Below are 25377 nucleotides of genomic sequence, written 5' to 3' on the forward strand. Positions count from 1 at the left end.
TCCATGCAACTCAGCGCTTCGATTTTCAAGGCCTACGACATTCGCGGCGTCGTGCCCAGCACGCTCAATGTCGACGTGGCCGAGGCCCTTGGCCGCGCCTTCGGCAGCGCGGCGCGCGCAGCCGGCGAAAAGGCCGTGGCCGTGGGCCGCGATGGCCGCCTGTCCGGCCCCTCCCTCAGCGCCGCACTCATTCGCGGCCTGGTGGCCACCGGCGTCGAAGTGATCGACGTCGGCGCCGTCACCACGCCCATCCTCTACTTCGCCGCGCACACGCTGTGCACCAGCGGCATCCAGGTCACGGGCAGCCACAACCCGAAGGACTACAACGGCTTCAAGATGATCCTCGCCGGCCGAGCCATCTACGGCGACGAGATCCAGGGGCTGCGCCTCACGATGGAAGCCGGCAATGCCGTGCTCGCCCCTGGCGGCAGCGTGCGCGAGGTCGACGTGGTGCCGGCCTACGTGCAGCGCATCGTCGGCGACGTCAAGCTCGCGCGGCCGATGAAGATCGTGGTCGATTCGGGCAACGGCATCGCGGGTGCCACGGCCCCGGCGATCTTCCGTGCGCTCGGCTGCGAAGTGACCGAGCTCTTCAGCGAAGTCGACGGCAACTTCCCCAACCATCACCCTGATCCTAGCAAGCCAGAGAACCTGCGCGACCTGATGGCCGCGCTGAAGGCCGGCGACGCCGAACTGGGCCTGGCCTTCGACGGCGATGGCGACCGCCTCGGCATCGTCACCAAGGACGGCCAGAACATCTTCCCGGACCGCCAGATGCAGTTGTTCGCCGAGGACGTGCTCTCGCGCGTGCCGGGCGGCGCGATCATCTACGACGTGAAGTGTTCGCAGCGCCTCGGCCCCGCGATCGAGGCGGCCGGCGGCGTGGCCATGATCTACAAGACCGGCCATTCGCTCATCAAGGCGAAGATGAAGGAAGTGAATTCGCCCCTCGGTGGCGAGATGAGCGGCCACATCTTCTTCAAGGAGCGCTGGTTCGGCTTCGACGACGGCACCTACGCGGGTTGCCGCCTGCTAGAGATCCTGAGCAAGAGTCCCGATGCCAATGCCGTGCTCAACGGCCTGCCGACCAGCTTCTCCACGCCCGAGCTCAACGTGGCCTGCGCCGAAGGCGAGCCGCATGGCTTGGTCGATACGCTGGTGAAGACGGCGCGCTTCGATGCGCCCGCAAAGGTCTCGACCATCGACGGCCTGCGCGTCGACTGGCCGGATGGCTTCGGCCTGATCCGCGCCTCCAACACCACGCCGGTGCTGGTGATGCGCTTCGAGGGCCAGACCGATGCGGCGCTGCATCGCATCCAGGACACGATGCTGACGCTGCTCAAGACCGTCAAGCCCGACGCGAAGCTGGCTGAAGCCGCCCACTGACCGCAACGAACAAGAAGAAAAACACCCACAGTGCGTTCGTTGTCCCTGCGCCTCTATGGCGTTGTTACCTGGCTCATGCAGCCATTGCTGCGCCGGAAGCTCCGCCGCCGCGCCGTCGCCGAACCCGGCTATGCGGTCGCGGTGGAAGAGCGCTTCGGCCATTACCCCACCACACCCGGCGGCACCGACTGGTGCTGGATCCATGCCGTCTCGCTCGGCGAGGCGCGTGCCGCGGGCATCCTCATCGAGGAGCTGCGCCGGCAGGCGCCGGGGATTCGCCTGTTGCTGACCCATGGCACCGCCACGGGCCGCGACGAAGGCGCCAAGCTGCTGCAACCGGGCGATGTCCAGGTCTGGCAGCCCTGGGATACGCCCGCTGCCGTGGCGCGCTTCCTGGACCGCTTCTCGCCCCGCATCGGCGTGCTGATGGAGACCGAGGTCTGGCCCGAGATGACGGCCGCCTGCGCCGAGCGCGGCATTCCGCTGGTGCTGGCCAATGCGCGGCTCAATGCCAAGTCGCTGGCCTCGGCCGAGCGCCTGGGCTGGCTTGCGCGTCCCGCCTATTCGTCGCTGCGCGCAGTGTGGGCGCAGACCGAGGCCGACTCGCATCGGCTGGTGTCGCTGGGCGCCAAGGTGACCGGCATCTTCGGCAACATGAAGTTCGATGCCGCGCCGGAACCGCGACAGCTTGCGACCGCGGCCAACCTGCGGGCCAACCTGCCCAAGCCGGTGATCGTGTTCGCGAGTTCGCGCGACGGTGAGGAGCAACAGTTGCTCGAAGTGCTCAAGCGCTTCGGCGCGACCGCGCCGGTGCCGCCCGAGCACACGGCCATCCGGTCGATCTCCAAGCGCGTGCATGACGTGCAATGGATGATCGTGCCGCGCCATCCGCAGCGTTTCGACGAAGTGGCTGCGCTGGTTGAGGCCAACGGCTTCAAGGTGGCGCGCCGCAGCGCTGCCGATCAGGATCAGGGCGACGCGGAGATCTGGCTCGGCGATTCGCTCGGCGAGATGGCGCTGTACTACGGGCTGGCGCATGTGGCGCTGCTCGGCGGCAGCTTCGAGCCGCTGGGTGGGCAGAACCTGATCGAGGCGGCGGCCTGCGGCTGTCCTGTCGTCATGGGCCCGTCGACCTTCAACTTCGCGGAAGCCGCAGAGCTGTCGCTGGCTGCGGGCGCATCCTTGCGTGCCAACGACATGGAGCAGGCGGTGAAGCTGGCGGTGCAACTGGTGGCCGACCCGGTCAAGCACGAGGCGATGGTGCAGGCCGCGCTGGCCTTCTCGTCATCGAACCGAGGCGCCGCGCAGCGTACGGCGGAGGCGTTGCTGGCGATCGCGGAGCCGGTCGAGGCGGAGCAGTAGCCTAGGTGAGGCGCGGCGGATCGCCGAACACCTCCCTCGCCCAGTCATCGAAGGCGTCAGCGTCGGTGACGCCGCCCATGCCCCACCAGCGGCCGAAGCCCTTGAGCTCGTCAAGGGTCGCGTGGGTAGCCTGGTGGAAGATCAGCATGATCTGGGCGGCGTGGGTGCCCTCGCGGTAGAGCTGGTTGGCGAGTTCGGAGACCCGGCGTCCCGCGCGCAACTGTGCGCGCACGAACGCGGTTTTCTCGGGGTAGTGGCGGTCTGGCGAGCGGTGCGGTTTCACGGCGCGATTCTCTCCAAGGGTGCCTATCGACGCATGAGGTGATCTGCTACCGCGCGGTAGGCCGGCAGCATGACCGGGTCCGTCACGGCGTTGGCAGCCTGCGGCGACGAGGCGAAACGCGCGATCACGACCTGGGCCTTGGGATCGATGTAGATGGTCTGCCCGTGCACGCCGCGGGCGGCGAACACGCCGTGGTCGTCGTTCGAGACCCACCACATGTCGCGATAGCTCCAGCCGGGCAGGGCGGCATAGCCGGCGCGCGCGAAGACCTCCTTGTCGCCGCCCTTGCGGATGGTGTCGACGACGGCCTTGGGGAGGATCGCCTGGCCGTTGAACTTGCCGTCCTTGCGCATCATCTCGCCAAAGCGGGCCATGTCGCGCGCGGTCAGGATCAGGCCGCCACCGGCGAACTCGTTGCCGCTGGGGTCGACTGCGATCATGGCGTCGCGCTCCATGCCGAGCTTGGTCCAGAAGCGTTCCGAGAGCAGTTCGCCAATCGTCTTGTTCGTCACGCGGCGGATCAGCCAGCCCAGCACGTCGGTGTTGACGGTCTGGTAGCGGAAGGCGCCCGCGGCGGCATCGGGGTCCTTCTGCACGGTCCTGGCGAACTCGTAGAAGCTCTGCGGCCCGCTGTAGCCGGCCGGGCGCGGCAGCACGCCGCCGGCACGCGCATAGGTCCAGATCTCGGAACTGGTGTCGGCGTAGTTCTCGGAGAACTTGACGCCGGTGGTCATGTCCATGACCTGCCGCACGGTGACCTCGGCGTAGCCAGAGTCCTTCAGCTCGGGGATGTATTGCACGACCTTGGCGGCGGGGTCGAGCTTGCCCTCGGCCACGAGCATCTCGCCCAGCGTGCCGATGAAGGACTTGGTCACCGACATCGCGATGTGGCGCGTCTGCGGCGACATTGCGCCGTAGTATTTTTCGTAGACGATACGGCCCCGGTGCAGCACGACGATGGCGTCGGTGTAGTTCGCGGCGAGCGCCTGCTCCCAGGTCATGGTGGCGCCGCCGTTGGCGGGCTGGAAGCTGATGCCGGCGATGTCCTTGCGCTCGGCGCGCGGCAATGCGGCGACCCTGCCGTCGCCGCGCCAGATGTCGGAGGCGGGGATGAGCTGGTTCCAGTGCGCGAAGGACCAGCGTGTCGCCGGAAACTTGTAGAAGCTGCCGTCGACCCAGTGCACGGTCTTGTCGGGCGCGGGCGGCGAGCCCTGCATCCAGCCTAGGGCGATGGGGTCGCTGGCTGCGGGGTCAGGCGGTGCCGCCGGTCCCTGCGCGATGGCGGCGCTTGCCATGAGGGCCGTGATGGCGGCGGTGATCGTTCTTTTCATGTTTCCTCCTTGCGTGTCGGACTGGCCAGCAGGTACCCGCCATTCCAGGCGGGTGCCGCGACTTTGCCACCAATGCGCGTACTTTCGTTTTCGTTGACGCGTGGCAAGGCTGTGTCGGGCACAGCGCAGTCCGTCGGGCGAACGCACGAGACCCAACGGGAGCCATGCGCTCAACGGAGGAAAGGCGCCGCAGGCGCCTCGATACCGCGCCTTATTCCGGCAAGGCGCGCGCCAGAAGCGCGGCGACGTCCAGCTTGCGCGTGTCGATCGCACCGACGACACGGCCCCATTGCGGGTCCAGGCGCGTCGCGATGAAGCCTTCGGAGACGGTCTCAGGAGCGGTCTTGCGCAGCAGCGTGGCCTGCGCCACGAGCACCAGCCGCTGAGTGAACTGGCGGCCCAGCGCTTCAAGCTGTTCGGGCGGTTGCATCAGCATCTCGCCGAGGGCCTTCAACTCACCGAGGATCCGCGCATCGCCCCTTGCATCGGCGGCCAACTCGTGCAGCAGCGCATGCGCGCCTTCCGGATCGCGCCCGATGCCGCGCATCACGTCCAGACACATGACGTTGCCCGAGCCTTCCCAGATCGAATTGACCGGCGCCTCGCGGAACATGCGGGCCATCGGGCCGTTCTCTACGTAGCCGTTGCCGCCGAAGATCTCCATCGCCTCGCCCGACACCTCCACCGCGCGCTTGCAGACCCAGAACTTGGCTGCCGGCGTCATCACGCGCTTCCAGAAGCGCTGGCCCGGCTCCTCGCCGTGCTCGAAGGCTTCGGCCAGCCGCATCGACATCGCGAGCGCGGCTTCGCTTTCCAGCGCCAGGTCGGCCAGCACGGCGCGCATCAGCGGCTGCTCGACCAGCAGGCGCCCGAACACCTTGCGCTTGCGCGCGTAGCCCACGCCCTGCGCCACGGCCTGGCGCAGGAAGGCGGAGCTGCCGACGACGCAGTTCAGCCGCGTGAAGGTGGCCATTTCGATGATGGTCGGGATGCCGCGGCCTTCCTCGCCCATCAGGATGCCGAGTGCGTCCTGGAACTCGACTTCGCTGCTGGAGTTGCTGCGGTTGCCGAGCTTCTCCTTGAGGCGCTGGATGCGCACCGGGTTCTTGCTGCCGTCCGGCCGCCAGCGCGGCACGAAGAAGCAGGAATGACCGCCTTCCTGAGTGCGCGCGACCACGAGGTGCGCATCGCACATCGGCGCCGAGAAGAACCACTTGTGACCGCGGATCAGGTATTCACCCCCGCGCCCGCCCAGGCCCACCGGCGTGGCGGTGGTGGTGTTGGCGCGCACGTCCGATCCGCCCTGCTTCTCTGTCATGCCCATGCCGATCCAGATCGACTTCTTCTGGTCCATGGGGATGTCGCGCGGATCGTATTCGTTGCTCATCAGCTTGGCCGCGTATTTCTCCCACAGCGCCGGTTCCTTGCGGATGACCGGGATCGCGGCCTGCGTCATGGTGGCGGGGCAGAGCACGCCGGCCTCGACCTGGCCGTTCAGGTAGAAGCCCGCGGCCCAGGTGGCCCAGCGACCGCGCTGCTGCTCGTCGCGGAAGGGCAGCGAGATCAGGCCTTCGCCGCGGTAGAGCGCCATGAGCTGGTGCCAGCTCGGGTGGAAAGCGACGCTGTCGATGCGGCGACCGCGTGCATCGAAGGCGTCGAGCTCGGGCTTGTACTTGTTGGCATCGGCGCCGAGCTGCCAGGTCTCGGCCTTGCCCAGCGTCTCGCCGAAGGCCGTCATCTGCGGCACGGCCCAGTCGGCGCCTGCGCGTGACAGCGCCTCGCGCAGGGGGGTGTCGGTCGTGAACAGGTTGTAGTCTTGCAGTTCGTCGAACTGGTTGCTGACCTCGTGTGTTTGCCAGGACATGCGTTGCCTCGATGTTGTGATGGTGCTGGGACAAGTCTAGGGAAAAACGCCCTGGGGAATGTTCAGGTTCGGGCCTCCGGATGCGGTGGCGTGCCGCTGGCGTTTCCCAGGGCGTGAGGCAGGCGAAGACGAATGGCGCGGCGGCTTCTGGACGTGTGTATCGCAGCGCTTGTTCAGGTTTTTCCCGCGCCGCACTGCGACGCAACGCGCCCGAGGTAGCCATGCAGCGCGTCGCGGCACTGTCGCTCCAGCAACGCGAGATCGGGCTTGTCAGCGAGGCGGATGTGCGTGGCGGCCACCAGTTCATAGAGGATGGCCTGGCTGACCTGCGCGGCCTCCTGCTTCGGAAAGGTGGGCGGCAGGCCGCTGCTGGCGTCGAAGGCATGGACCCATTCGTCGATGAACTGGCCGTACATCTTGCGATAGGCCTCGGGACCCGAGAGGTGCCGCTCCAGCAGGAAGTGCACACCCCATTCCCGCGGTCGCTCTCGCACGGCGGCGAGCTGTGATTCGAGCATGGCGTCGACGATGTCAGGCAGTGGCCGTCCGGCGTTCTCGTTGACGGCATCGCGCATCGCCTGCAGCAGCGCCTTGGTGCGCAGGTGGATGCAGGTGCGGGCCAGTTCGTCCTTGCTGGCGAAGTATTGGTAGAAGCTGCCGAGGCCGGTGCCGGCCACCATGACGATCTCGCGGATCGTCACGCGGGCGTAATCGCGCTCGACCAGCAGTTGCACGAAGGCTTCCTGCAATGCGCGCGAAGTCTCCTTCGAGCGCGACTGGAGCGGCCTTCTTCGCTTGGAGGGGGCAGGGGGTGATTTCATGCGGGGAATGCGACAACGGCGACACGGATGGCCCGAGGCAGGCCACTAGAATTTTTTCATCCTTCCACCGGCCTCACTCACGCAGGCCCCATCCACGAGATCCATGACCCATCCCGCTTCTTCATCCGGCGCCTCGGCAGTCTACGTGCGGGAGGGCGAGCTGTGGCTGCCCACCGATCACTCGCGCGGCCCCTGGGATCCGCGGGCGCAGCACGGCGGCGCGCCTTGCTCATTGCTCGCGCACATCGCCGAGGGCGCCGCACCCGGCCCGGGCTGGCGGCTGGCGCGCCTGACCGTGGAACTCATCAAGCCGGTGCCGGTGTCGCCGCTTCGCACGCAGTTCAAGGCGGAGTCGGCGCGTTCGACGGCGCGCGTCACCGTCGACATGTTCGCCGGCGACGCGCTGGTCGCCCGCGCCCATGCGCTGCTGATGCGCATCGACCCCTTGACGCTGCCGGGCGACTTGCCCGCTGCCTTGACGCCCGTGCAACTGGACCGGCTGCCGGCGCAGAGCAGCGAGCCCGTGCGCATTCCGGGCTTGCCGGAGGGCGTGTCCTTCTATCGCACGGCCATGGAAACGCGGGTCGCGCAAGGCGATACGACGCGGCCCGGCCCTGCGGGCGCCTGGTTTCGCACGGCCATGCCGGTGGTGCAGGGCGCACCGACATCGCCTGCCATGCGCGCTGCCGCAGCGGCGGATTTCGGCAACGGGCTGGCCTGGGTGCTGCCGGTAAGCCGCTACCTGTTCTCCAATGCCGACATCAGCATCCACCTGTACCGGGAGCCGATCGGCGAATGGATCGGGCTGCGCTCCGAAAGCCAGGTCCATGGTGATGGCGGCGGCATCGTGAGCTCGCACCTCTATGACGAGCAGGGCATCGTCGGCATTGCCGTGCAGACGCTGGTGCTGCGCGAGCGCGCGCAGGCGCCAGCGTAAGGCTCTCGCGATCCCTGGATCGCCTACTTCGCAGTACGTGCCGCCCGCGCGGCGATGCTGGAAGCGCAGCGACCGATCGCCAGCACGATCAGGACGTTCAGCGCCACGTAGACCGCGGCAATCAGCGTGACCGCAATCAAGGCAGCAACAATCATCTTTTTCCTCCCCTAGCGCGCCGGCACCAGCCGACACATGAAGCTGAGCAAATGCTCCTTCCTGCGGCGAACGAGGTGGCACGCACACGGCAACCCGATGTCTGCTTGCGTCCGCATGCCATCGATTGGCCGCAGATGATGATCGTGCGCCTATTTTTGATTTCGCGCAGATCTCGGGGCACTGGCCGTACGGCGGCCCTGCCGCCATTCCCGTGCGCTTCGACTCAGCGTGTCGGCGGATTGAGGATCACCGGCGGCGGAGGCGGCACCGGCATCACCGGCGCCTGCGGATTGAACGGCTGCTGCGGCACCACCGGCACCGGCGTCGCACCCGGAATCGAATTCGCCGGCACCGGCACCGGGCTGATCGTCGCGGCCGATGGCACGGTGGGCGAAGCGGCGGCCCCCGGGCTGCCGGCTTGCGCCAACACGGCATTGATCGGTTCCATGTCCGTGCGCACCAGCGAACCATTGGCCTGGCGCAGCTTCAGGTTGCCCAGCAGCACGCCGTAGCGCGCCAAAGCCAGGTCGCGCTTGGTCTGGTAGAGCTGGCTCTGCGAGTTGAGCACGTCGATGTTGATGCGCACGCCGACCTGGTAGCCCAGCCGGTTGGCATCGAGCGCGCTCTGGCTCGAGGCCTCGGCCGCTTCCAGCGCCTTGACCTGCCCCGCGCCCGACACCAGGCTGAGGTACACCGAACGCGTGGCCTGGTTGACGGTGCGGCGCGTCGCATCGAGGATCGAGCGCGACTGGTCTTCCAGGGCCAGTGTTTCCTTGATGCGGTTCTCGGTTGCAAAGCCGGCGAACAGCGGCATGTTGAACACCACGCCGACCGTGCCCGCATTGATGCGCGACTTGCCCAGTGCCGTGGTCGTGCCCTGCGGATTGTTGGTGACGTTGTAGCCGGCCTGCACGTCGAGCGTGGGCTTGTGGCCGGCCTCGGCCTTCTTGACTTCGAGCCCGGCCACGTCGACGCCGAGCTTGGCCTGGATGATCGCCGGATGGATTTCCTCGGCCTGTGCGACCCAGGCATTGACGTCCGCCGGCAGCAGGGCGGGCAGGGTCACGGGCGCGGCCAGCGGCGTCGGGTTGGTGCCGATCCGGCCGACCAGCTCATCGAGTGCGATCTTCTTGATCTGCAAGTCGTTCTCGGCCGCGATCTCCTGGGACACCCCCAGGTCGTAGCGGGCCTGGGCTTCGCGCGTGTCGGTGATGGTCGCGGTGCCGACCTCGAAGTTGCGCTTGGCCGAAGCCAGTTGCTCCGACGTGGCGGCCTTCTGGGCGCGCACCAGCGCCAGCGTGTCCTGGCTGGCGAGCACGTCGAAGAAGCCCTGGCTCACCCGCACGATGAGGTCCTGCTCGGCCGAGGTCAGCACGGCTTGCGCGATCTCGGCCTGGCGCTTGCCCTGCTCGTAGGTGGCCCAGTTGGCGGGGCGGTACAGCGGTTGCGTGGCATTGATGCCGCCGGCCTCGGTGTTGATCTTGCGCGTGACGTCAGCCTGCGGCGTCTCGACATTGATGTTGCTGTGCACGGCGCTGCCCGACAGCCCCACGGCCGGCAGGATGCCCGCCTTGGCCTGCGCGGCGCGGGCGATGCTGGCGTCGTACTGCGCGAGCGCCGCCTTGTAGGTGGCGTCGTAGCCGCGCGCGGCGTCGTAGAGTTCGATCAGGCTCTGGCCATGAGCCGGCAAGGAGAGCGCCACAAGCAATGCGGCAGGGAGTGGGAGCAGCCGGGGCCAGAGGGGCATCAAATGTCCTGAAGAAAACTAGTAGCGGGGAACCGTGGGGTCGTGTTGAACCGACCAGGCATTGATGCCACCGGCCACATTGGCCAGCGCATCGAATCCGTTCTGGGCCAGGAACATGGCCACGCGCTGGCTGCGCGCGCCGTGGTGGCACAGGCAGGCCACACGCTGGGCCGGGTCGAGTTCGGACAGGCGGCCCGGGATCTCGTTCATGGGAATGGTGAGCAGCGTGAAGCCGGCGGGCGTGACGCTGGCGGTCTGCCATTCCCAGGGCTCGCGCACGTCCAGCAGCACCGGCGCGGCGGCCGCGTCGGCGGCGAACCAGGCGGCCAGGTCGGCGGGGGCGACTTGATCGATCATCGCGTCGTGCTCAGAAGGCGAAGCGCGAGGGCTCGGGGAAGTTCAGCAGGCGCGGCGCCACCGTGTCCCAGGGCTGTGCGGTGCTCCACTGGCCTTCGCCGGTGCGCGTGACGATGTGCATGCGCATCATCGGTTCCTCGCCGACGATGGCCGCAAGCCGGCCGCCGATCTTCAGCGAGCCCAGCAGGTTCTGCGGGATCTTCGCGACCGAGCCGCTCAGCACGATCACGTCGAAGGTCGGACCGCTGGGCAGCGGCTTGGAGCCATCGGCCACGCGCACTTCGACATTGCTCACGCCGTTGCGGCGCAGCGTCTCGGCGGCGGTGGCGGCGATCGCGGGGTTGATCTCCAGGGTCAGCACGCTGGCGGCGCAGTTGGCCAGCAGGGCGGCCATGAAGCCGGAACCGGTGCCGATCTCGAGCACGGTCTCGTGCTTCTTCACCTGTAGGTCATTGAGCGTGCGGGCCTCGATCTTGGGCGCCAGCATGATTTCGCCGGGCACGCTGCCGTCGCCGAGCGGCAGTTCCATGTCGAAGAAGGACAGGGTGCGGTGCGCTTCGGGCGTGTAGTCCTCGCGATGAATGTCGTTGAGCAGGCCGAGCACGGCCGGGTCGTGCACGTCCCAGGGGCGGATCTGCTGCTCGATCATGTTGAAGCGCAGGTTTTCAAGCGTGGGGTTGGCGTGGGGGTTCATGATTTCTCTCCGTCGAGTCGGGACAACTGCTGAATTTTAGGTGGCCCGTTCTTAAGGTTCGCTGACGTGCCTTGCCACCTGCGCCTAGCCCAATTGGCCAGGTCATCCATGTAGCAGTAGACCACCGGCACGACGACCAATGTCAGCAGCGAGGAAGTGATCACGCCGCCGATCACGGCCTGGCCCATCGGCGCCCGCTGCTCCGCGCCTTCGCTCAGCGCAAAGGCCAGCGGCACCATGCCGAAGATCATCGCCAGCGTGGTCATCAGGATGGGCCGCAGCCGCACGCGGGCCGCGAGCAGCAGCGCGTCGGCGCGGTCCAGGCCGGGCACGGTGCTGCCGTCGTCGGCCAGGTGCGGCTCGCGCGAGCGGATGGCGAAGTCGACCAGCAGGATCGCGTTCTTGGTCACCAGGCCCATCAGCATGACGATGCCGATGATCGAGAACATCGACAGCGTCGAATGGAACATCAGCAAGGCCAGCACCACGCCAATCAGCGTCAGCGGCAGCGCAGTCATCAGCGCCAGCGGTTGAAGGAAGCTCTTGAACTGGCTGGCCAGGATCATGTAGATGAAGATGATCGCCAGGGCCAGCGCCGACACCGCATAGCCGAAGGACTCCTGCATGTTCTTGGTCGAGCCGCTGAATTGGTAGCCGTAGCCGGGCGGGAAGGCGATGCCGTCGAGCGCGGTGCGGATGTCGGCCGAGACCTCGCCGGCCGAGCGCATGTCGTTGTTGGCGTTGATCGAGACTTCGCGGGCCAGCGCGCGGCGGTTGATCTGGTTCGGGCCGGTGGATTCGCGCACGTCGGCCACCTGTTGCAGGCGCACGATGCGGCTGCTGCCGTCGGCGTTGGCGCCCATGGTGGTGCTCACGAAAGGGAGGCGGGCCAGGTCGCCGGGCGTGTTGCGCACCTCGGGGGCGAGGCGCACGTTGACGTCGTAGGTCTGGTCGTCGGGCGCGCGCCAGGTGCCGACCGTGGTGCCGGCCACCAGCGTGCGCAAGGCGTTCGCGATGGAGGCCACGCCCAGGCCCAGGTCGGAGGCCGCGTCGCGCTTGACCACCACGCTCACCGTCGGCTTGTTGGGCTTGAGGCTGGAGTCGAGGTCGACCAGGCCGGGGATGGTGCGAATGCGCTCGGTCACGAGCTTGGTCAGCCGCTCCAGCTCCTGCAAGTCCGGGCCTTGCAGCGAGAACTCGATCGGCTTGTTGCCGCCCACCGAATCACGCAGGCCGACGTGCGTGACGGTGATGCCGGGCACCGTACGCAGCTTCTCGCGCAGCACGGCCGACATCTGGTCGACGCTGCGATTGCGCGACTTGCGATCGACCAGCCGCACGTAGACGCTCGCGTAAATCTTGCCCTGTGCGTCGCCGGTGTTGATGGTGGTCAGCGTGTAGCGCACCTCGGGCATGTCGTGCAGGATCGCGTCGACCTGCTTCGCCTTGGATTCCGTCACTTCCAGCGAAGAGCCGACCGGGGTGTAGAAGTTGATCGCCGTCTCGGAGAAGTCGGCCTTGGGCACGAACTCCGTGCCCAGCAACGGCACCATGAAGATGCTGCCGATGAAGATGCCGAGCGAGGCGAACACGGTCGTCAGCTTGTGCTTGAGCGACCAGCGCAGGATCGACTGGTAGCCCTCGGCCAGCTTCTCGGTCGCATCGTCGAACCAGCCGGTGACGCGGCCGATGGTCTTGTCGTAGAGGGTGACGGGCTTGCCGCGCTTCTTGCCGTGGTTGTCGATGGCCGGGTCGTGCCAGAGGCTGGAGAGCATCGGGTCCAGCGTGAAGCTCACGAACATCGAGATCATCACCGCCGCCACGATGGTGATGCCAAACTCGTGGAAGAACTTGCCGATGATGCCGCCCATGAAGCCGATCGGCATGAACACCGCGACGATCGACAGCGTGGTGGCCAGCACCGCCAGGCCGATCTCCTGCGTGCCGTCGAGCGCGGCCTTGTACGGCGCCTTGCCCATCTGCACATGGCGCACGATGTTCTCCCGCACCACGATCGCATCGTCGATCAAGAGGCCCACGCACAGCGACAGCGCCATCAGCGTGATCATATTGATCGTGAAACCGAACATCTGCATGAACCAGAAGGTGCCGATCAATGCGATGGGCAAGGTAAGCCCGGTGATGACCGTGGAGCGCCACGAGTTCAGGAACAGGAACACGATCAGCACGGTGAGCAGCGCGCCTTCGATCAGCGTCTGGCGCACGTTCTGCACGGCCACGCGGATGGAGCGGGAGGCGTCGCCGATGGGTTCGAGCTTCACGCCGGACGGCAGTTGCGGCTTGATGTCGGCGATCGCCTTGACCAGGCCGTCGACCACGCCGATGGTGTTCTCGTCCTGCGCCTTCTGCACGGAAAGCAGCAGCGTGCGCTGGCCGTTGTAGAGGGCGAGGGTGTCGATTTCCTGCGCGCCGTCGGAGACGCGCGCGACCTGGTCGACGCGGATCGGCGCGCCGGTCTTGCGGGCCACGATGATCTTGCCGAAGTCCTCCGGTCGCTCCATGCGGGCATCGATCTGCACCACGCGGTCCTGCTCCAGCGAGCGCACCGCGCCGACCGGCAGCGCCTGGTTCTCGCTGCGCACCGCGTTCACCACCTGGTCGGCGGTCACGCCGAGCGACTCCATCGCGCCCGGATTGAGGTAGAGATTGATTTCGCGCTTGGTGCCGCCCACCAGCGTGACGGAGCCGACGCCGCGCACGTTCTCCAGTCGCTTCTTCAGCACCTGGTCCGCCCAGTTGGTCAACTCGATCGCGCTCGGCGCCCGCTTGGCTTCCGGGTCCGGCAGCACCGCCACCGACCACACGGCACGCGAGGCCGGGTCGAAGCGCAGCACGCGCGGGTCCTTCACCTCGTCGCGGAACAGCGGGCGAACGCCGGCCACCTTCTCGCGCACGTCATCAGCCGCCTTGCGTCCATCCACGTAGAGCTGGAACTCGATGATGACGACCGACTGGCCCTCGTAGCTGCGCGAGGTGAGGTTGTTGATGCCGGCGATCGAGTTGACGCCTTCCTCGATCTTCTTGGTGACTTCGCTCTCGACGATCTCGGGCGAGGCGCCGGGGTATTCGGTGATGACCACCACCACCGGGAAGTCGATGTTCGGGAACTGGTCGATCTGCAGGCGCTGGTACGAGAAGGCACCGAGCACCACCAGCGCCAGCATCAGCATGGTGGCGAAGACAGGGTTGCGCAGGCTGACGCGAGTGAACCACATGGGGCGCCCTCGATCAGGGCGCCGGGCGCGCGGCGCCCGATGCGACGGGGGCCGTTGGCGCCGACGCAACCGCGGCCGCGGAGGCCGGTGCCGCGGGGGCCGCGGGCGTAGCAGCGGGCGCTGTGGATGCCGCAGGGGCAGCAGCAGGCGCCGCCGAAGCCTCGGCCAGCTTCACGCGCGTGCCTTCGCGCAGCGGACCGACCGTGCCGGCCACCACCAGTGCGCCATCTTCCACGCCCGTCACCGCCACCAGCGTCTGGCCGTTGACCTGGCCGCGCAGGCCGGTCTGCACCTGGCGGTACGCGATGCGGCCGTCGACCACGATCTGCACATAGGGCGCAGGCTTGTCGATGCGTACAGCGGTGAGCGGCAGCGCCAGGGCGGTAGTGCGGCCCACATCGATCGTGCCCTGCGCGAACAGCCCCTGGCGGAAGCCGGTGTTGCTGTCCAGGCGCAGGTAGACCAGCACGCTGCGGCTGCCCGCCTGCGCGCTCGGGTTCACGCGCACCACGCTCGCGCCGACCTTGCGCTCGGCAGATGCGGTGCTCGCCATGCCGGCCGTGCTGCCTTCGATTTGCAGCGACGCGCGCTGCCCCACGCGCACCGACACCGAGTCGGCCGCCGACAGCGTCGCCTCGACCTCGATGCGGCTCAGGTCGACCACTTCCAGCACGCGGCCGTCGATGGCCACGCGCTCGCCGGGCTGCGCGAGACGTGCCGCGACCTGGCCGGAGATCGGGCTCTTGAGCACGGTGTCGTTGAGCGACTTGCGCGCGACGTCGACCGCGGCGAGGGCGGCCCGGTGCGTGGACTGCGCCGCGTTGAGGGTCGATTGCGAGGTGTCGAGCGCGTTGCGCGAGATGAAGCCCTGGTCGACCAGCGCCTTGTTGTTGTCCAGCGTGCGCTGCGCCATTTCGGTCTGCGCGCGGGCTGAATCGGCCTGTTCCTGCGCCTGCTGGACGCGGAAGTTGTATTCGGTGGGATCGATGCGCGCCACCACTTGCCCGGCCGTGACCGAATCGCCTTCGCGCAGCGTGAGCCCGATCAATTCACCGGCCACGCGCGCCTTGACCACGGCCGAATCGACCGCGCGCAGCGTGCCGGAGACCGGCAGCGTCTGCATCAGTTCGCGCTGCGCAACGCGAACGGTCTCGGCGGGCGTCAGCACCACTTCCGTCTCGGCTGGTTTCGCAGCGGCGGCGATGGCCGCCTGCTGGGCCTTGCGCGCAGAGAGCGCGCGCAGCACGCCGGCACCGATCAATACCAGCACCAGCGCGGCAATCACCCAGCGCAGCCAGGTCTTCTTCATGCGCCGCTCCCGGAGGCCGGCGTGCAGAGGCCGTTCAAGAGGGTTTCGGCTTGCAGGGCGATGTACTTGTCGGCGTCGAGGTCGATGCTCGGCGCCATGCAGATGTTGCTGGAATGTTTGGACAGCATGAGAAAGATCATGGGCGCGACGATGGTGTAGACCGCCATGTCGATGTCGAGCGGCTTGAATTCGCCGCGCTCCACGCCGCGCCGGAACATGCGGCGCAGCAGTTCGTGGCCGGGCATCACCACCTCGGCCTGGTAGAAGGCCGCCAATTCGGGGAAGTTCTTGCCCTCGCTCATCATGAGCTTGGTGATGCCGGACAGGCGCGTGGCCCCGATGCGTTCCCACCAGGTGCGCATCACGTGGCGCAGCATGTCTGCCGTGCTGCCTTCGAAGGCCTCGAACTCCTTGTTCCAGTCGGGGAAGTGGCCCGACAGGTTCTCGCGCACCACGGCCTTGAAGAGCTCTTCCTTGCTGGGGAAGTAGAGGAACAGCGTGCCCTTGGAAACGCCGGCGCGAGCTGCGACTTCCTCGGAGCGGGTGGCGGCAAAGCCTTTTTCGACGAACAGGTCGAGTGCGGCGTCCAGCAGTTCGCCCGGACGGGCTTCCTTGCGGCGCTCGCGCTTGGCGCTGACGGTGCGCAGCTTGTCGGCAAGAAAGCTGGAGGTCGGCATGAAACAGTTAATGACTAGCGGGTTAGTAATGTAGTGACCGACGCCGCCAGCGTCAAGCCGCGACAATGCCGGGCTGTGTCTTTTGCGACATCCGGGACTTCCAACCATGTCTTCTTCGATCGAATCCATCGTGCTGGGCGGCGGCTGTTTCTGGTGCACGGAGGCGGTATTCGACCGTGTGCAGGGCGTGACCGACGTGGAATCGGGCTATTGCAACGGCTCGGTGATCAACCCGAGCTACGAGCAGGTCTGCACCGGCCGCACCGGGCATGTGGAGGTGGTCCAGGTCGAGTTCGATACCGCGCAGATCTCCCTGCGAGAGATCCTGGAGATCTTCTTCGTGATGCACGACCCGACCACGTTGAACCGGCAGGGCAACGACACCGGCACCCAATATCGCAGCGGCATCTACACGACGACCGAGGCGCAGCGCGAAGTCGCCCAGTCGGTCATCCGCGAGATCACCGAGAGCAAGGTTTACCGCTCGCCCATCGTCACCGAGGTGGAACCGCTGGCCAACTACTCGACGGCCGAGGCCTATCACCAGGACTACTTCAAGAACAACCCGAACCAAGGCTATTGCGCCTTTGTGGTCGGGCCGAAGGTCGAGAAGTTCCAGAAGACCTTTGCGAGCAGGGTCAAGCACTGAACACGACGGTCATTTCCTCGCTGCTGCCCGTGGTCCTGCTGATTGCGGCGGGCTATCTCGCGGGCAAGCGCGGCTGGATCGGCGGCAAGTCGGTGAAGGACCTGTCGAACCTGATCTTCATGCTGCTGGCGCCGGCGCTGCTGTTCCGCTCGATGAGCACGGTGCACGTCGAGCAACTGAGCCTTCGGCCGGTGGCCGCCTACTTCCTGGCGGCCGGAATGATCTTCGCGGCGACGATGCTGTGGCGCGGCTTCAACCGCACGGCGGCCGTGCTGGCGCTGGCCAATACCTACAGCAACACCGTGATGATCGGCATCGCGCTCGTCGGGCTGGCCTACGGGTCCAGCGGCATGGTGGTGCTGCTGACGCTGATCTCCCTGCATTCGCTGGTGCTGTTGACCAGTGCGACGGTGGTGCTGGAACTGGCGGTGGCGCACGAGAACGCAGCGCAAAGCGGCGGCCGGCAAGACCGGAAAGCCATGCTGCGCACGGTGGGCCGCGCCTTGCGCAACGCCATCATTCACCCGGTGCCCTTGCCGATCATCGCGGGGTTGCTGTTCGCGCAGACCGGCTGGACGCTGCCGGTGGCGATCGACACTCCGATCAACCTGCTCGGCCAAGCCTTCAGCCCGGTTGCGCTCGCGATGGTGGGCGTCACGCTGGCACTGACGCCCGTCGGTCAGCACTGGCGCGGCGCGCTGGTGCAGGCCCTGTTCAAGAACGTCGTGCATCCGCTGCTGACGCTGGGGTTGGGCTGGGTGCTGGGCCTGCGCGGCCTGCCGCTGGCCGTGATGGTGGTGGCCGCCGCGCTACCGATCGGCGCCAACGTGTTCCTGTTCTCGCAGCGCTACCACGTCGCGGAAGAACTGGTGACTGCGAGCGTGGTGGTGTCGACGGTGCTCGCGCTGGTCACGCTGTCGGGCGTGATGGCGCTGATGGGCTACCTCTGACGTCGACACCTCAAGGTGCGAGCCGTTCCCGCAGCCACGCGCCTTCCTGAAGGCGATAGCGCAACCGGTCATGCAGCCGGCTGGCGCGCCCCTGCCAGAACTCCCAGCGATCCGGCACGAGCCGATAGCCGCCCCAGTGCGGCGGCCGCGGCGGCGAGAGCAGGTGCTTCGCCGCGATCACCGCGGCGTTCTTCACGAGCACCTGCCGCCCCTCGATGACCTCGCTCTGCGGGCTGGCCCAGGCGCCGATGCGGGAATCCAATGGGCGGCTGGCGAAGTAGGCGTCGCTCTCGGCGCCATCGACCTTCTCGACGCGGCCCTCGATGCGCACCACGCGCTCCAGCTCGACCCAATGGAACTGCAACGCGGCAAAGGGGTTGCCCGCGAGCTCCTGGCCCTTGCGGCTCTGGTAGTTGGTGAACCAGACGATGCCGCGCGCGTCGTAGCCCTTGATCAGCACGATGCGGGTCGATGGCCGCAGGTCACCAGCCACCGTCGCCAAGGTCATGGCGTTGGGCTCGGGCACCTTGGCGTCGATGGCTTCGGTGAGCCAGCGTTCGAACTGCTTCAGCGGATCGTTGGCGCTGGCGTTTTCGTCGAGTTCGGCGCGCTCGTAGCTCTTGCGCAGGGCGGCGAGGGAATCGTTCGGTGAGCTCATCAGGCGATTGTCGCGCCGGACACCGATACTCCGCCCATGACCGACTCATTGCCCATCGTCATCGTGCTGGCCTCCGGACGCGGCGAGCGCTTCGTCGCCTCTGGCGGCAGCGGTTCCAAGCTGCAGGCCCTGCTGGCCGGCAAGGCCGTGCTGGCGCACACGCTGGCAAATGTGCAGGCAAGCGGATTGCCGTGGCACCTGGAGGACGCCGGTCATCCCGGCATGGGCGATTCGATCGCGGCGGCCGTGCGCCACACGCCCGATGCCGCAGGCTGGCTGATCCTGCCCGGCGACCTGCCGCTGGTGCAGCCGTCCACCTTGCGCCAGGTGGCAGCGGCGCTCGAAGGCGAGACGCAGGCGGCGCAGCCCTTCCATCGCGGCGAGCGCGGCCATCCCGTGGGCTTTGCGCGCGCGAATCGCGAGGCCCTGATGGCGCTGGAAGGCAACCTGGGTGCCGCGCCCGTCCTCAAGGCGCTGCGTGCCTCCGGCAAGGTTGCGGACATCGAGGTGGACGACATCGGCATCCTGACCGACATCGATACGCTTGACGCCCTGGCGCGTGCCGAGGCGCTGTTGGGGGAACGCTGAAGCAGTCTTTCGCGGGCTGCGCATCCTCGGCGCGCAGCTCGCGAGACTTGCTCAGTGCCTCTCTCTCATCCCTTCGTAATGATCGCGCAGGCCGTGCGCGGGCCCGAGTTGCCGGCCGGCTGGGTCTTGAAGTCGTCCGGGTCGCGATGCACCACCAGCGCGCGGCCGACCACGTTGTTGGCTGCGCCGTCGGTCAGGGAGATCGAATGCACCTCGACATTGAAGCGCGCGACGCCGGTGCCATCGGCCACCAGGCTGGGCAGTTCGCCAGCGTGGCTGCCCGGCGCCTCGAACTTGCCGTGCGTGCCGCCGGCCGGATTGAAGTGGCCGCCCGCTGCCATCGCGTTGTCGGCGCAGTCGCCTTTTTCATGGATGTGGAAGCCATGTTCGCTGCCCGGCGGCAGTCCGCTCACTTCGCCTGCGAGGCGCACGCCATGGCTCAGCGGCGTGAAGGTTGCCATGCCCTTGGTCGGGTTGGGCATGATGGCCCCCGTGGGCGCAAGGTTGGCGACGGCACGGGGTTGGCCCGAGCCCATGCTGCCGCATCCGGCGAGCAAGGTGCCGGCAAGGGCGATGGCGAGGGTGGGCAAGGCGGCGAATCGACGGGTCATGTTTTCTCCGGAAGCTTGGCACCAGTATCGGGCCGAGCCGCGCGCGGGTAAAGGCGCGGCCATACAAGCCCCCCCGCCATCACGGGGCCTGTCGGCCGATCGCCATCGTTCAGGCGCCTTTCCTGCCCATCGGATAAGCCACCAGCGGGCGGTTGTTGAGTTCCTGGATCTTGCGGTTGTTGTGCGGGTAGTGCTTGCGGAACTCGTCGAGCTGCGCTTCGGACATGCTCACAGGCTCCTTCAGCACGTACCACTCGACGTTCTCGGCCAGCGGCGGCGTGGTCAGCGAACCGAGGTAGTGGTAGTAGGCCTTGTTGCGCGGCAGCAGCGAAGAAATGTCCGAGGACGGCAACTCGCCCTTCTTGCTCTTGCTGATCGCCTGTAGAACCCTGCCAGCCAGCGCGTTGGCGGCACCCGGGCGGTACATCACGCCGACGACGGCAAGTCGACCATCGGCCGCCTTGAACACGAAGTGGCCTTCGAGTGGTGCGTGCTCGCCGTTGATCGTGTGCTCGCTCGCGGCGTGGAAATGGAACTGCGCCATCTTGAAATGGCGTCCGCGGATTACGGCATCCGGGCCGTCGACTTCCACTTCCACTGCATGGCCGTTGTCCTCGACTTCCAGCTTGCTGCGCGTCTTGCCCATGCGAATGGCCTGCGGTTCCTTCGCGTCGCCGGTCGTCGCCTTGGACGTCACCACGTCGATGGGCGACTGCGAATTGCCATGCACGGCCTTCCACTCTTCCTGGTTCTCGTAGTCGATGGGCTGGGCATGGGCCATGGGCGCGGCGAGCGTGGCGGCCAGCGCGATGTGGATGAAACGACTGTTCATTTGATTGAATCTCCCTGAATGAATGAAAGGCACTGCGCCTTGGGGACGTGCCTGCCGAAACGCAGGCACGTCCGGTTCCGACAAACCTCAAATTGATGATCGCAGAGAGAAAGCGTCGGCTGCGATCCGTGTCAGCCCCATGCGTTGCCTGGCATCCACAGCGGCTGCCATTGCTTGCCCGTCCTGTGAAGTAGTTCTGGTCGCGCTCGCAGTCAGGTCGATGCGGCCGACAAATCGTCACCCGCCATCCGCACCAGTCGCGCCAGCGCCGCATCGTGGATGCCGTGACGACGCAGTTCCAGGAAGGTCTGCCTTGCGTAGTCGATCGAGGTGCCGTAGCGTCCCGCCGCGCTGGCGAAGATCTCCCGATAGCGCGCCTCGGCCAACTCGCCGGTGAAGTTGGGACTGCGCCGCGACAGGGTGAAGGCCAGCGCGCGCACCTTGCCGCCCGGCGTATTGCAGTCGAGCCAGCGCGGGTCGTACACACCGGTCGGCATCTCGCGCAGCCACAGGCGGCCGAGCGTTTCCAGCCCGTCGGCCGCCGGAATGCGGAACACCATGCCCTGCACGCTGCCGCCCGAGAGCAAGCCGAACACCAACCCCGGGTTCGCAGGCGTGCCGCGATTGACCCGGCTCCACATCTTGAGCGCACGGTGCCAGCCGTGCACCTTGGCGGGTCGGCGCTCGGCATGCTCGAACTCCTGCTTCCAGATCAGCGAGCCGTAGCCGAAGATCCAGAGGTCGTGATGGCCGCCCCATTCCACGATCACGCGGTCCAGCATGGGCTTCGGATCGCGCAGCGGCTTGGGCATCGGGTCGAGCCCCGGAGGGCCGGGGTCGGGCACGGCTGCACCTACAATTTGCGGTTCATGGTTCACCGCGCCATTATTTACTTGCCCCTCAACAACGGAGTTCGCCCGATGGCATCCCCCAGCGACGACGATAGTCAACAAAATCTCATTCTCGGCATCGCAGTGGGCGTCATCTCGCTCGTGTTGTTCCTCGTGATCGGCATTGCGCTGTACGCGAACGGCAAGGCGCACAAGGCCAAGCCCGCGGTTGCGGCGGCCACTGCGCCCGTCGTGGCCACGGTCACTGAAACGGTGGTGGTCGTCATTCCGGATGGCGCGAGCATTCGCGTCGAGAACGGCGTCGTGAATTTCTACTTCGCCACCGGCAGCACCGACCTCGCACCGGGCGCCGCCGAAGCGCTGGCCGCCGTCATCCAGGGCATCCAGGGCGGCAAGCGCGCCGTGATCTCCGGCTACCACGACACCACCGGCGACGCCGCCATCAACGAGCAACTCGCGAAGAAGCGTGCCGAAGCTGTGCGCGACGTGCTGGTCGGCCTCGGCGTGCCGGCCGACAAGCTGGAACTGAAGAAGCCCGAAACCACCGAAGGCACCGGCAACAACGCGCAGGCACGTCGCGTGGAAGTCAAGCTGGTGGACTGATCCGGATTTGCGCGCTACGCGCAAGAGCGTATCGATGAAAAGCCCGGTAGCACCGGGCTTTTCTTATTGCTTTGGTACGATGATTGGCCATGACCACACACCCCACAGTTCTAGAGGTCACCGAGCGGATTCGCGTGCGCAGCAAGCCCTTGCGCAGTGCCTACCTGCAGCAACTGGCCGAAATCCGTGACCGCGATCGAGGCTCGGATCGCATGGGATGCGCCAACGTCGCGCACGCCGTGGCCGCCATACCGGCCAACGACAAATTCAAGGTGGTGAGCGAACGGGCGCCGAACATCGGCGTCGTCACAGCCTACAACGACATGCTCTCGGCCCACGCGCCGTACCAGCACTACCCCGACATCATCAAGAACGAGGCGCGCAAGCTCGGCGCGACCGCGCAGGTGGCCGGCGGCGTGCCGGCCATGTGCGACGGCGTGACGCAGGGCACGCCGGGCATGGAGCTGAGCCTGTTCAGCCGCGACATCATCGCGATGAGCACGGCCGTGGCGCTCACGCACGACATGTTCGATGCGGCGCTGCTGCTCGGCGTGTGCGACAAGATCGTGCCAGGCCTGCTGATCGGCTCGCTGCACTTCGGCCATCTGCCGACGGTGTTCGTGCCGGCGGGGCCGATGCCTTCGGGCATGTCGAACACCGCCAAGTCGAAGGTGCGCGAGCAGGCCGCGCAAGGCCTGGTCGGACGCAAGGGCCTGCTCGAGGCCGAGATGGCGGCTTACCACGGCCAAGGCACCTGCACCTTCTACGGTACGGCCAACAGCAACCAGATGCTGCTGGAGGCGATGGGTCTGCATGTGCCGGGAAGCGCCTTCATCCAGCCCGCCGATTCGATGCGCGAGGCCTTGACGCGCGAGGCGGTGCGCACCGTGCTCGGACGCGCCGCGGCGCAGGCCTACGACTGCCCGCCGATCGGTGTGATGGTCGATGAGCGGGCCATCGTCAACGCGATGGCCGCCTTGCTCGCCACGGGCGGCTCGACCAACCACCTGATCCACTGGGTTGCGGTGGCGCGCGCGGCCGGCATCCTGATCGACTGGGATGATTTCTCCACGCTCTCCGATGTGATCCCGCTGCTGGCGCGCGTCTATCCGAACGGCGTCGCCGACGTCAACGAGTTCCAGGCCGCGGGCGGTCCGGGCTTCGTGATCGGTGAACTGGTGGAAGCCGGACTGATGCACGCCGATGTGATGACCGTGCGCGCCGGTGGCATTCGCGAATTCGGCGGCATCCCTGAACTGGCGGACGCTGGCACTGCGAAGCTGCGCTGGAATGCAGCGGCGCCGCTGGCCAACGAAGCGATCACGCGACCGGTCGCCAAGCCCTTCAGCGCCACCGGTGGCCTCAAGCTGCTGAGCGGCAACCTGGGGCGCAGCGTGATCAAGGTGTCGTCGGTGCCCGATGACCGCCATGTGATCGAGGCGCCGGCGCGCGTGTTCGATTCGCAGTTCGCGTTGCAGAAGGCCTTCACCGCGGGCGAACTCGATCGCGACGTGGTGTGCGTGGTGCGCTGGCAAGGCCCCCAGGCCAATGGCATGCCGGAGCTGCACAAACTCACGCCGCCGCTGTCGGTGTTGCAGGGCAAGGGCTTCCGCGTGGCGCTGGTCACCGACGGTCGCATGAGCGGCGCGTCCGGCAAGATCCCGGCCGCGATCCATCTCTCGCCCGAAGCGGCTGCCGGCGGCCCGCTGGGCAAGGTGCGCGACGGCGACCTGATCCGCCTGGACGCCGTGGCCGGCACGCTGGCCGTGCTGCTGCCCGAAGACGAATGGGCCGCGCGCGAAAACGCCGTCCAACCTGAATCCCAGCGCGATGCCGATGGCCGCGGCCTCGGCCGCGAACTGTTCGCCGGCATGCGCCGCAATGCTTTGACCGCAGAAAAAGGAGCCTGTACATGGCTGTGAATGAGACATTGACCGCGCTCCAGGTGATGCGCGACGCGCCGGTGATCCCGGTGATCGTGCTGCACGACGTGGCCCATGCCGTCCCGCTGGCGCGCGCGCTGGTGGCCGGCGGCATCCGCATGCTGGAAGTGACGCTGCGCACGCCACAGGCGCTGCAGTGCATCGAGGCCATCGCCAAGGAAGTGCCCGAGGCGGTCGCCGGCGCCGGCACCATCCGTAGCGCCGCCGATGCGCAGGCCTCCGCGCTGGCCGGCGCGAAGTTCGGCGTGAGCCCGGGCTACACGCGCGCCGTCGGCAAGGCCTGCCACGACCTCGGCCTGCCGCTGCTGCCGGGCGTCGCGACGGGCAGCGAAATCATGATGGCGCAGGAAGACGGCTTCACCGAGCTCAAGTTCTTCCCCGCCATGCAAGCAGGCGGCCTGCCGATGCTGAAGGCCTGGCAAGGCCCGTTCGGCGACGTCACCTTCTGCCCCACCGGCGGCGTGAGCCTGGCCAATGCGCCGGACTTCCTGGCGCTCTCCAACGTCGCCTGCGTCGGAGGCTCATGGATCGTGCCGACCGACGCCATCGCCAAGGGCGACTGGGCGCGCATCGAGACGCTGGCACGCGAAGCGAGCCAACTGAAGCGCTGACGAAGTGCACATTTCATGGCGTCAAAATGACCGCCATGGAAACTAAAGCCAACTCACTCAAGGTCATCGCGTTCGACGTTTTCGGCACGGTCGTCGACTGGCACGGCGGCATCACGGCCGAGGTGGCGCAGGTGCTGCCCGAGGTCGATGCCGATGCCTTTGCCATGGCTTGGCGCGCGGGCTACCAGCCGGCGATGCGCGGCGTGATGGAGCGGCTGGCCGCGGGCGAGGGCGGCTTCACCCTCATCGATGAACTGCATCTGGCCATCCTCGAGGACGTGCTGCGCGAGTTCAAGGTCGACCGTCTCGACAAGGTCCAAAAGCGCGACCTGAACCGCGCCTGGCACCGGTTGCCGGCCTGGCCCGATGCGGTCGAGGGGCTGACGCGGCTCAAGCGCAAGTACACGATCTGCACCTTGTCGAACGGCAACATCGGCCTGCTCACCGAGATGGCCAAGCGCGCCGGCCTGCCCTGGGATTGCGTGCTGTCGGCCGAAGTCTTCAAGGCCTACAAGCCCGATCCGCGCACCTACCTGGGCGTGGCCGGCGTGTTCGACCTGAGCCCGGGCGAGGTCATGCTGGCCGCCGCGCACCACGACGATCTGGAGGCCGCGCGCAGTTGCGGCTTGCAAACCGGGTACATCGAGCGGCCCCTGGAGTTCGGCGCGAAGCGCCCCAAGGATGTTTCGTTGCGCGAGAGCAACACTTTTCACGCACGCGATATCAACGCGTTGGCGGACCTGCTGGGCTGCGAATAGCTCGCCCGGACCCCGCACGCGTGGCAAGGCGGCACGCCCGTCCCGGGCTGTGCCAAACCCCGGCGCCTCGGCCGCGCACCTGACGCCACGCCAAACCGCCGGCCTTCAACCGCTGGCGTACCCCTACGAACGGCTGCAGTTCGCCTGTACGCCTGCCTAAAAC

25 protein-coding genes are annotated in these 25377 nt (G+C 67.2%); 10 read left to right on the forward strand and 15 right to left on the reverse strand.

Translation table 11 applies throughout. From position 1 onward, the window contains the following. Nucleotides 1-3: 3 nt before the first annotated feature. Both WKW79_RS32225 and WKW79_RS32230 read left to right on the forward strand, forming a co-directional pair. Nucleotides 4-1386, forward strand: a complete 1383-nt coding sequence (locus WKW79_RS32225) for a phosphomannomutase/phosphoglucomutase (RefSeq protein ID WP_340339315.1) — start codon at nt 4-6, stop codon at nt 1384-1386. Nucleotides 1387-1416: 30 nt separating this feature from the next. After that, on the forward strand, nt 1417-2748 hold the full coding sequence (locus WKW79_RS32230; protein ID WP_340339316.1) for a 3-deoxy-D-manno-octulosonic acid transferase: 1332 nt from the start codon (nt 1417-1419) through the stop codon (nt 2746-2748). A 1-nt stretch (nt 2749) separates the two neighbouring features. Here WKW79_RS32230 and WKW79_RS32235 read toward each other — a convergent pair whose 3' ends face one another. From WKW79_RS32235 to WKW79_RS32250, 4 genes are all read right to left on the reverse strand, one after another. After that, complete coding sequence (locus WKW79_RS32235) at nt 2750-3031, reverse strand: hypothetical protein (RefSeq protein WP_340339317.1); 282 nt, start codon at nt 3029-3031, stop codon at nt 2750-2752. 23 nt (nt 3032-3054) lie between these two features. After that, complete coding sequence (locus tag WKW79_RS32240; RefSeq protein WP_340339318.1) at nt 3055-4362, reverse strand: serine hydrolase domain-containing protein; 1308 nt, start codon at nt 4360-4362, stop codon at nt 3055-3057. 211 nt (nt 4363-4573) lie between these two features. Then, entirely contained in the window at nt 4574-6226 is a 1653-nt protein-coding gene (locus tag WKW79_RS32245; RefSeq protein ID WP_340339319.1) for an isovaleryl-CoA dehydrogenase, read from the reverse strand. 173 nt (nt 6227-6399) lie between these two features. Further along, nucleotides 6400-7047, reverse strand: coding sequence for a TetR/AcrR family transcriptional regulator (locus tag WKW79_RS32250; protein ID WP_340339320.1), 648 nt, complete (start codon nt 7045-7047; stop codon nt 6400-6402). 103 nt (nt 7048-7150) lie between these two features. Between WKW79_RS32250 and WKW79_RS32255 the strand changes: the two genes are divergently transcribed. After that, nucleotides 7151-7984: a thioesterase family protein gene (locus WKW79_RS32255; RefSeq protein ID WP_340339321.1), complete on the forward strand. Its 834-nt coding sequence runs from the start codon at nt 7151-7153 to the stop codon at nt 7982-7984. Nucleotides 7985-8007: 23 nt separating this feature from the next. Here the strand turns inward: WKW79_RS32255 and WKW79_RS32260 are convergent, their stop codons facing one another. The 7 genes from WKW79_RS32260 to WKW79_RS32290 form a co-directional block, all read right to left on the reverse strand. Beyond that, on the reverse strand, nt 8008-8139 hold the full coding sequence (locus tag WKW79_RS32260) for a hypothetical protein (RefSeq protein ID WP_340339322.1): 132 nt from the start codon (nt 8137-8139) through the stop codon (nt 8008-8010). 224 nt (nt 8140-8363) lie between these two features. Continuing rightward, on the reverse strand, nt 8364-9887 hold the full coding sequence (locus WKW79_RS32265; protein ID WP_340339323.1) for a TolC family outer membrane protein: 1524 nt from the start codon (nt 9885-9887) through the stop codon (nt 8364-8366). 18 nt (nt 9888-9905) lie between these two features. Next, nucleotides 9906-10244: a rhodanese-like domain-containing protein gene (locus tag WKW79_RS32270; protein WP_340339324.1), complete on the reverse strand. Its 339-nt coding sequence runs from the start codon at nt 10242-10244 to the stop codon at nt 9906-9908. Nucleotides 10245-10254: 10 nt separating this feature from the next. Next, nucleotides 10255-10938, reverse strand: a complete 684-nt coding sequence (locus WKW79_RS32275; protein WP_340339325.1) for a protein-L-isoaspartate O-methyltransferase family protein — start codon at nt 10936-10938, stop codon at nt 10255-10257. Next, complete coding sequence (locus WKW79_RS32280) at nt 10935-14174, reverse strand: efflux RND transporter permease subunit (protein ID WP_340339326.1); 3240 nt, start codon at nt 14172-14174, stop codon at nt 10935-10937. Before WKW79_RS32280 ends, WKW79_RS32275 begins: the two co-directional genes overlap by 4 nt. Before the next feature lie 13 nt (nt 14175-14187). Then, nucleotides 14188-15483, reverse strand: coding sequence for an efflux RND transporter periplasmic adaptor subunit (locus tag WKW79_RS32285; protein ID WP_340339327.1), 1296 nt, complete (start codon nt 15481-15483; stop codon nt 14188-14190). Beyond that, nucleotides 15480-16160 carry a TetR/AcrR family transcriptional regulator gene (locus WKW79_RS32290; protein WP_340339328.1) on the reverse strand — a complete coding sequence of 227 codons (681 nt, stop codon included), beginning with the start codon at nt 16158-16160 and terminating at the stop codon, nt 15480-15482. Before WKW79_RS32290 ends, WKW79_RS32285 begins: the two co-directional genes overlap by 4 nt. A 106-nt stretch (nt 16161-16266) precedes the next feature. On the opposite strand from WKW79_RS32290, the gene msrA reads away from it, so the two are divergent. Together msrA and WKW79_RS32300 are read left to right on the forward strand one after the other, a co-directional pair. Further along, a complete protein-coding gene (gene msrA, locus WKW79_RS32295) occupies nt 16267-16809 on the forward strand; it encodes a peptide-methionine (S)-S-oxide reductase MsrA (protein WP_340339329.1) in 543 nt (180 codons plus the stop codon). After that, on the forward strand, nt 16806-17759 hold the full coding sequence (locus tag WKW79_RS32300) for an AEC family transporter (RefSeq protein WP_340339358.1): 954 nt from the start codon (nt 16806-16808) through the stop codon (nt 17757-17759). Before msrA ends, WKW79_RS32300 begins: the two co-directional genes overlap by 4 nt. A gap of 10 nt (nt 17760-17769) precedes the next feature. Here the strand turns inward: WKW79_RS32300 and pdxH are convergent, their stop codons facing one another. Further along, entirely contained in the window at nt 17770-18417 is a 648-nt protein-coding gene (gene pdxH, locus WKW79_RS32305; protein WP_340339330.1) for a pyridoxamine 5'-phosphate oxidase, read from the reverse strand. A 36-nt stretch (nt 18418-18453) separates the two neighbouring features. On the opposite strand from pdxH, the gene WKW79_RS32310 reads away from it, so the two are divergent. After that, a complete protein-coding gene (locus tag WKW79_RS32310) occupies nt 18454-19005 on the forward strand; it encodes a nucleotidyltransferase family protein (protein ID WP_340339331.1) in 552 nt (183 codons plus the stop codon). A gap of 65 nt (nt 19006-19070) precedes the next feature. Here the strand turns inward: WKW79_RS32310 and WKW79_RS32315 are convergent, their stop codons facing one another. From WKW79_RS32315 to WKW79_RS32325, 3 genes are all read right to left on the reverse strand, one after another. Beyond that, the gene (locus tag WKW79_RS32315; RefSeq protein WP_340339332.1) at nt 19071-19616 is read right to left on the reverse strand and encodes a superoxide dismutase family protein; all 546 of its coding nucleotides are present in this window, start codon (nt 19614-19616) and stop codon (nt 19071-19073) included. Between the two features lie 109 nt (nt 19617-19725). Continuing rightward, nucleotides 19726-20448 (reverse strand): carbonic anhydrase, encoded by a 723-nt coding sequence (locus WKW79_RS32320; protein ID WP_340339333.1) that lies wholly within the window; start codon nt 20446-20448, stop codon nt 19726-19728. Between the two features lie 212 nt (nt 20449-20660). Beyond that, on the reverse strand, nt 20661-21260 hold the full coding sequence (locus WKW79_RS32325) for a gamma-glutamylcyclotransferase (RefSeq protein WP_422824000.1): 600 nt from the start codon (nt 21258-21260) through the stop codon (nt 20661-20663). 108 nt (nt 21261-21368) lie between these two features. On the opposite strand from WKW79_RS32325, the gene WKW79_RS32330 reads away from it, so the two are divergent. The 4 genes from WKW79_RS32330 (at nt 21369) to WKW79_RS32345 (ending at nt 25214) form a co-directional block, all read left to right on the forward strand. Next, the gene (locus tag WKW79_RS32330) at nt 21369-21902 is read left to right on the forward strand and encodes an OmpA family protein (protein ID WP_340339335.1); all 534 of its coding nucleotides are present in this window, start codon (nt 21369-21371) and stop codon (nt 21900-21902) included. Between the two features lie 89 nt (nt 21903-21991). Beyond that, nucleotides 21992-23824 carry a phosphogluconate dehydratase gene (gene edd / locus WKW79_RS32335; RefSeq protein WP_340339336.1) on the forward strand — a complete coding sequence of 611 codons (1833 nt, stop codon included), beginning with the start codon at nt 21992-21994 and terminating at the stop codon, nt 23822-23824. After that, a complete protein-coding gene (gene eda / locus WKW79_RS32340; RefSeq protein WP_340339337.1) occupies nt 23815-24456 on the forward strand; it encodes a bifunctional 4-hydroxy-2-oxoglutarate aldolase/2-dehydro-3-deoxy-phosphogluconate aldolase in 642 nt (213 codons plus the stop codon). The genes edd and eda overlap by 10 nt, the downstream gene beginning before the upstream one ends. 26 nt (nt 24457-24482) lie before the next feature. Beyond that, nucleotides 24483-25214 carry a haloacid dehalogenase type II gene (locus tag WKW79_RS32345; RefSeq protein ID WP_340339338.1) on the forward strand — a complete coding sequence of 244 codons (732 nt, stop codon included), beginning with the start codon at nt 24483-24485 and terminating at the stop codon, nt 25212-25214. Nucleotides 25215-25377 lie beyond the last annotated feature (163 nt).

The sequence above is a fragment of the Variovorax robiniae genome, from assembly GCF_037889955.1.
GTDB lineage: Bacteria > Pseudomonadota > Gammaproteobacteria > Burkholderiales > Burkholderiaceae_C > Variovorax > Variovorax robiniae.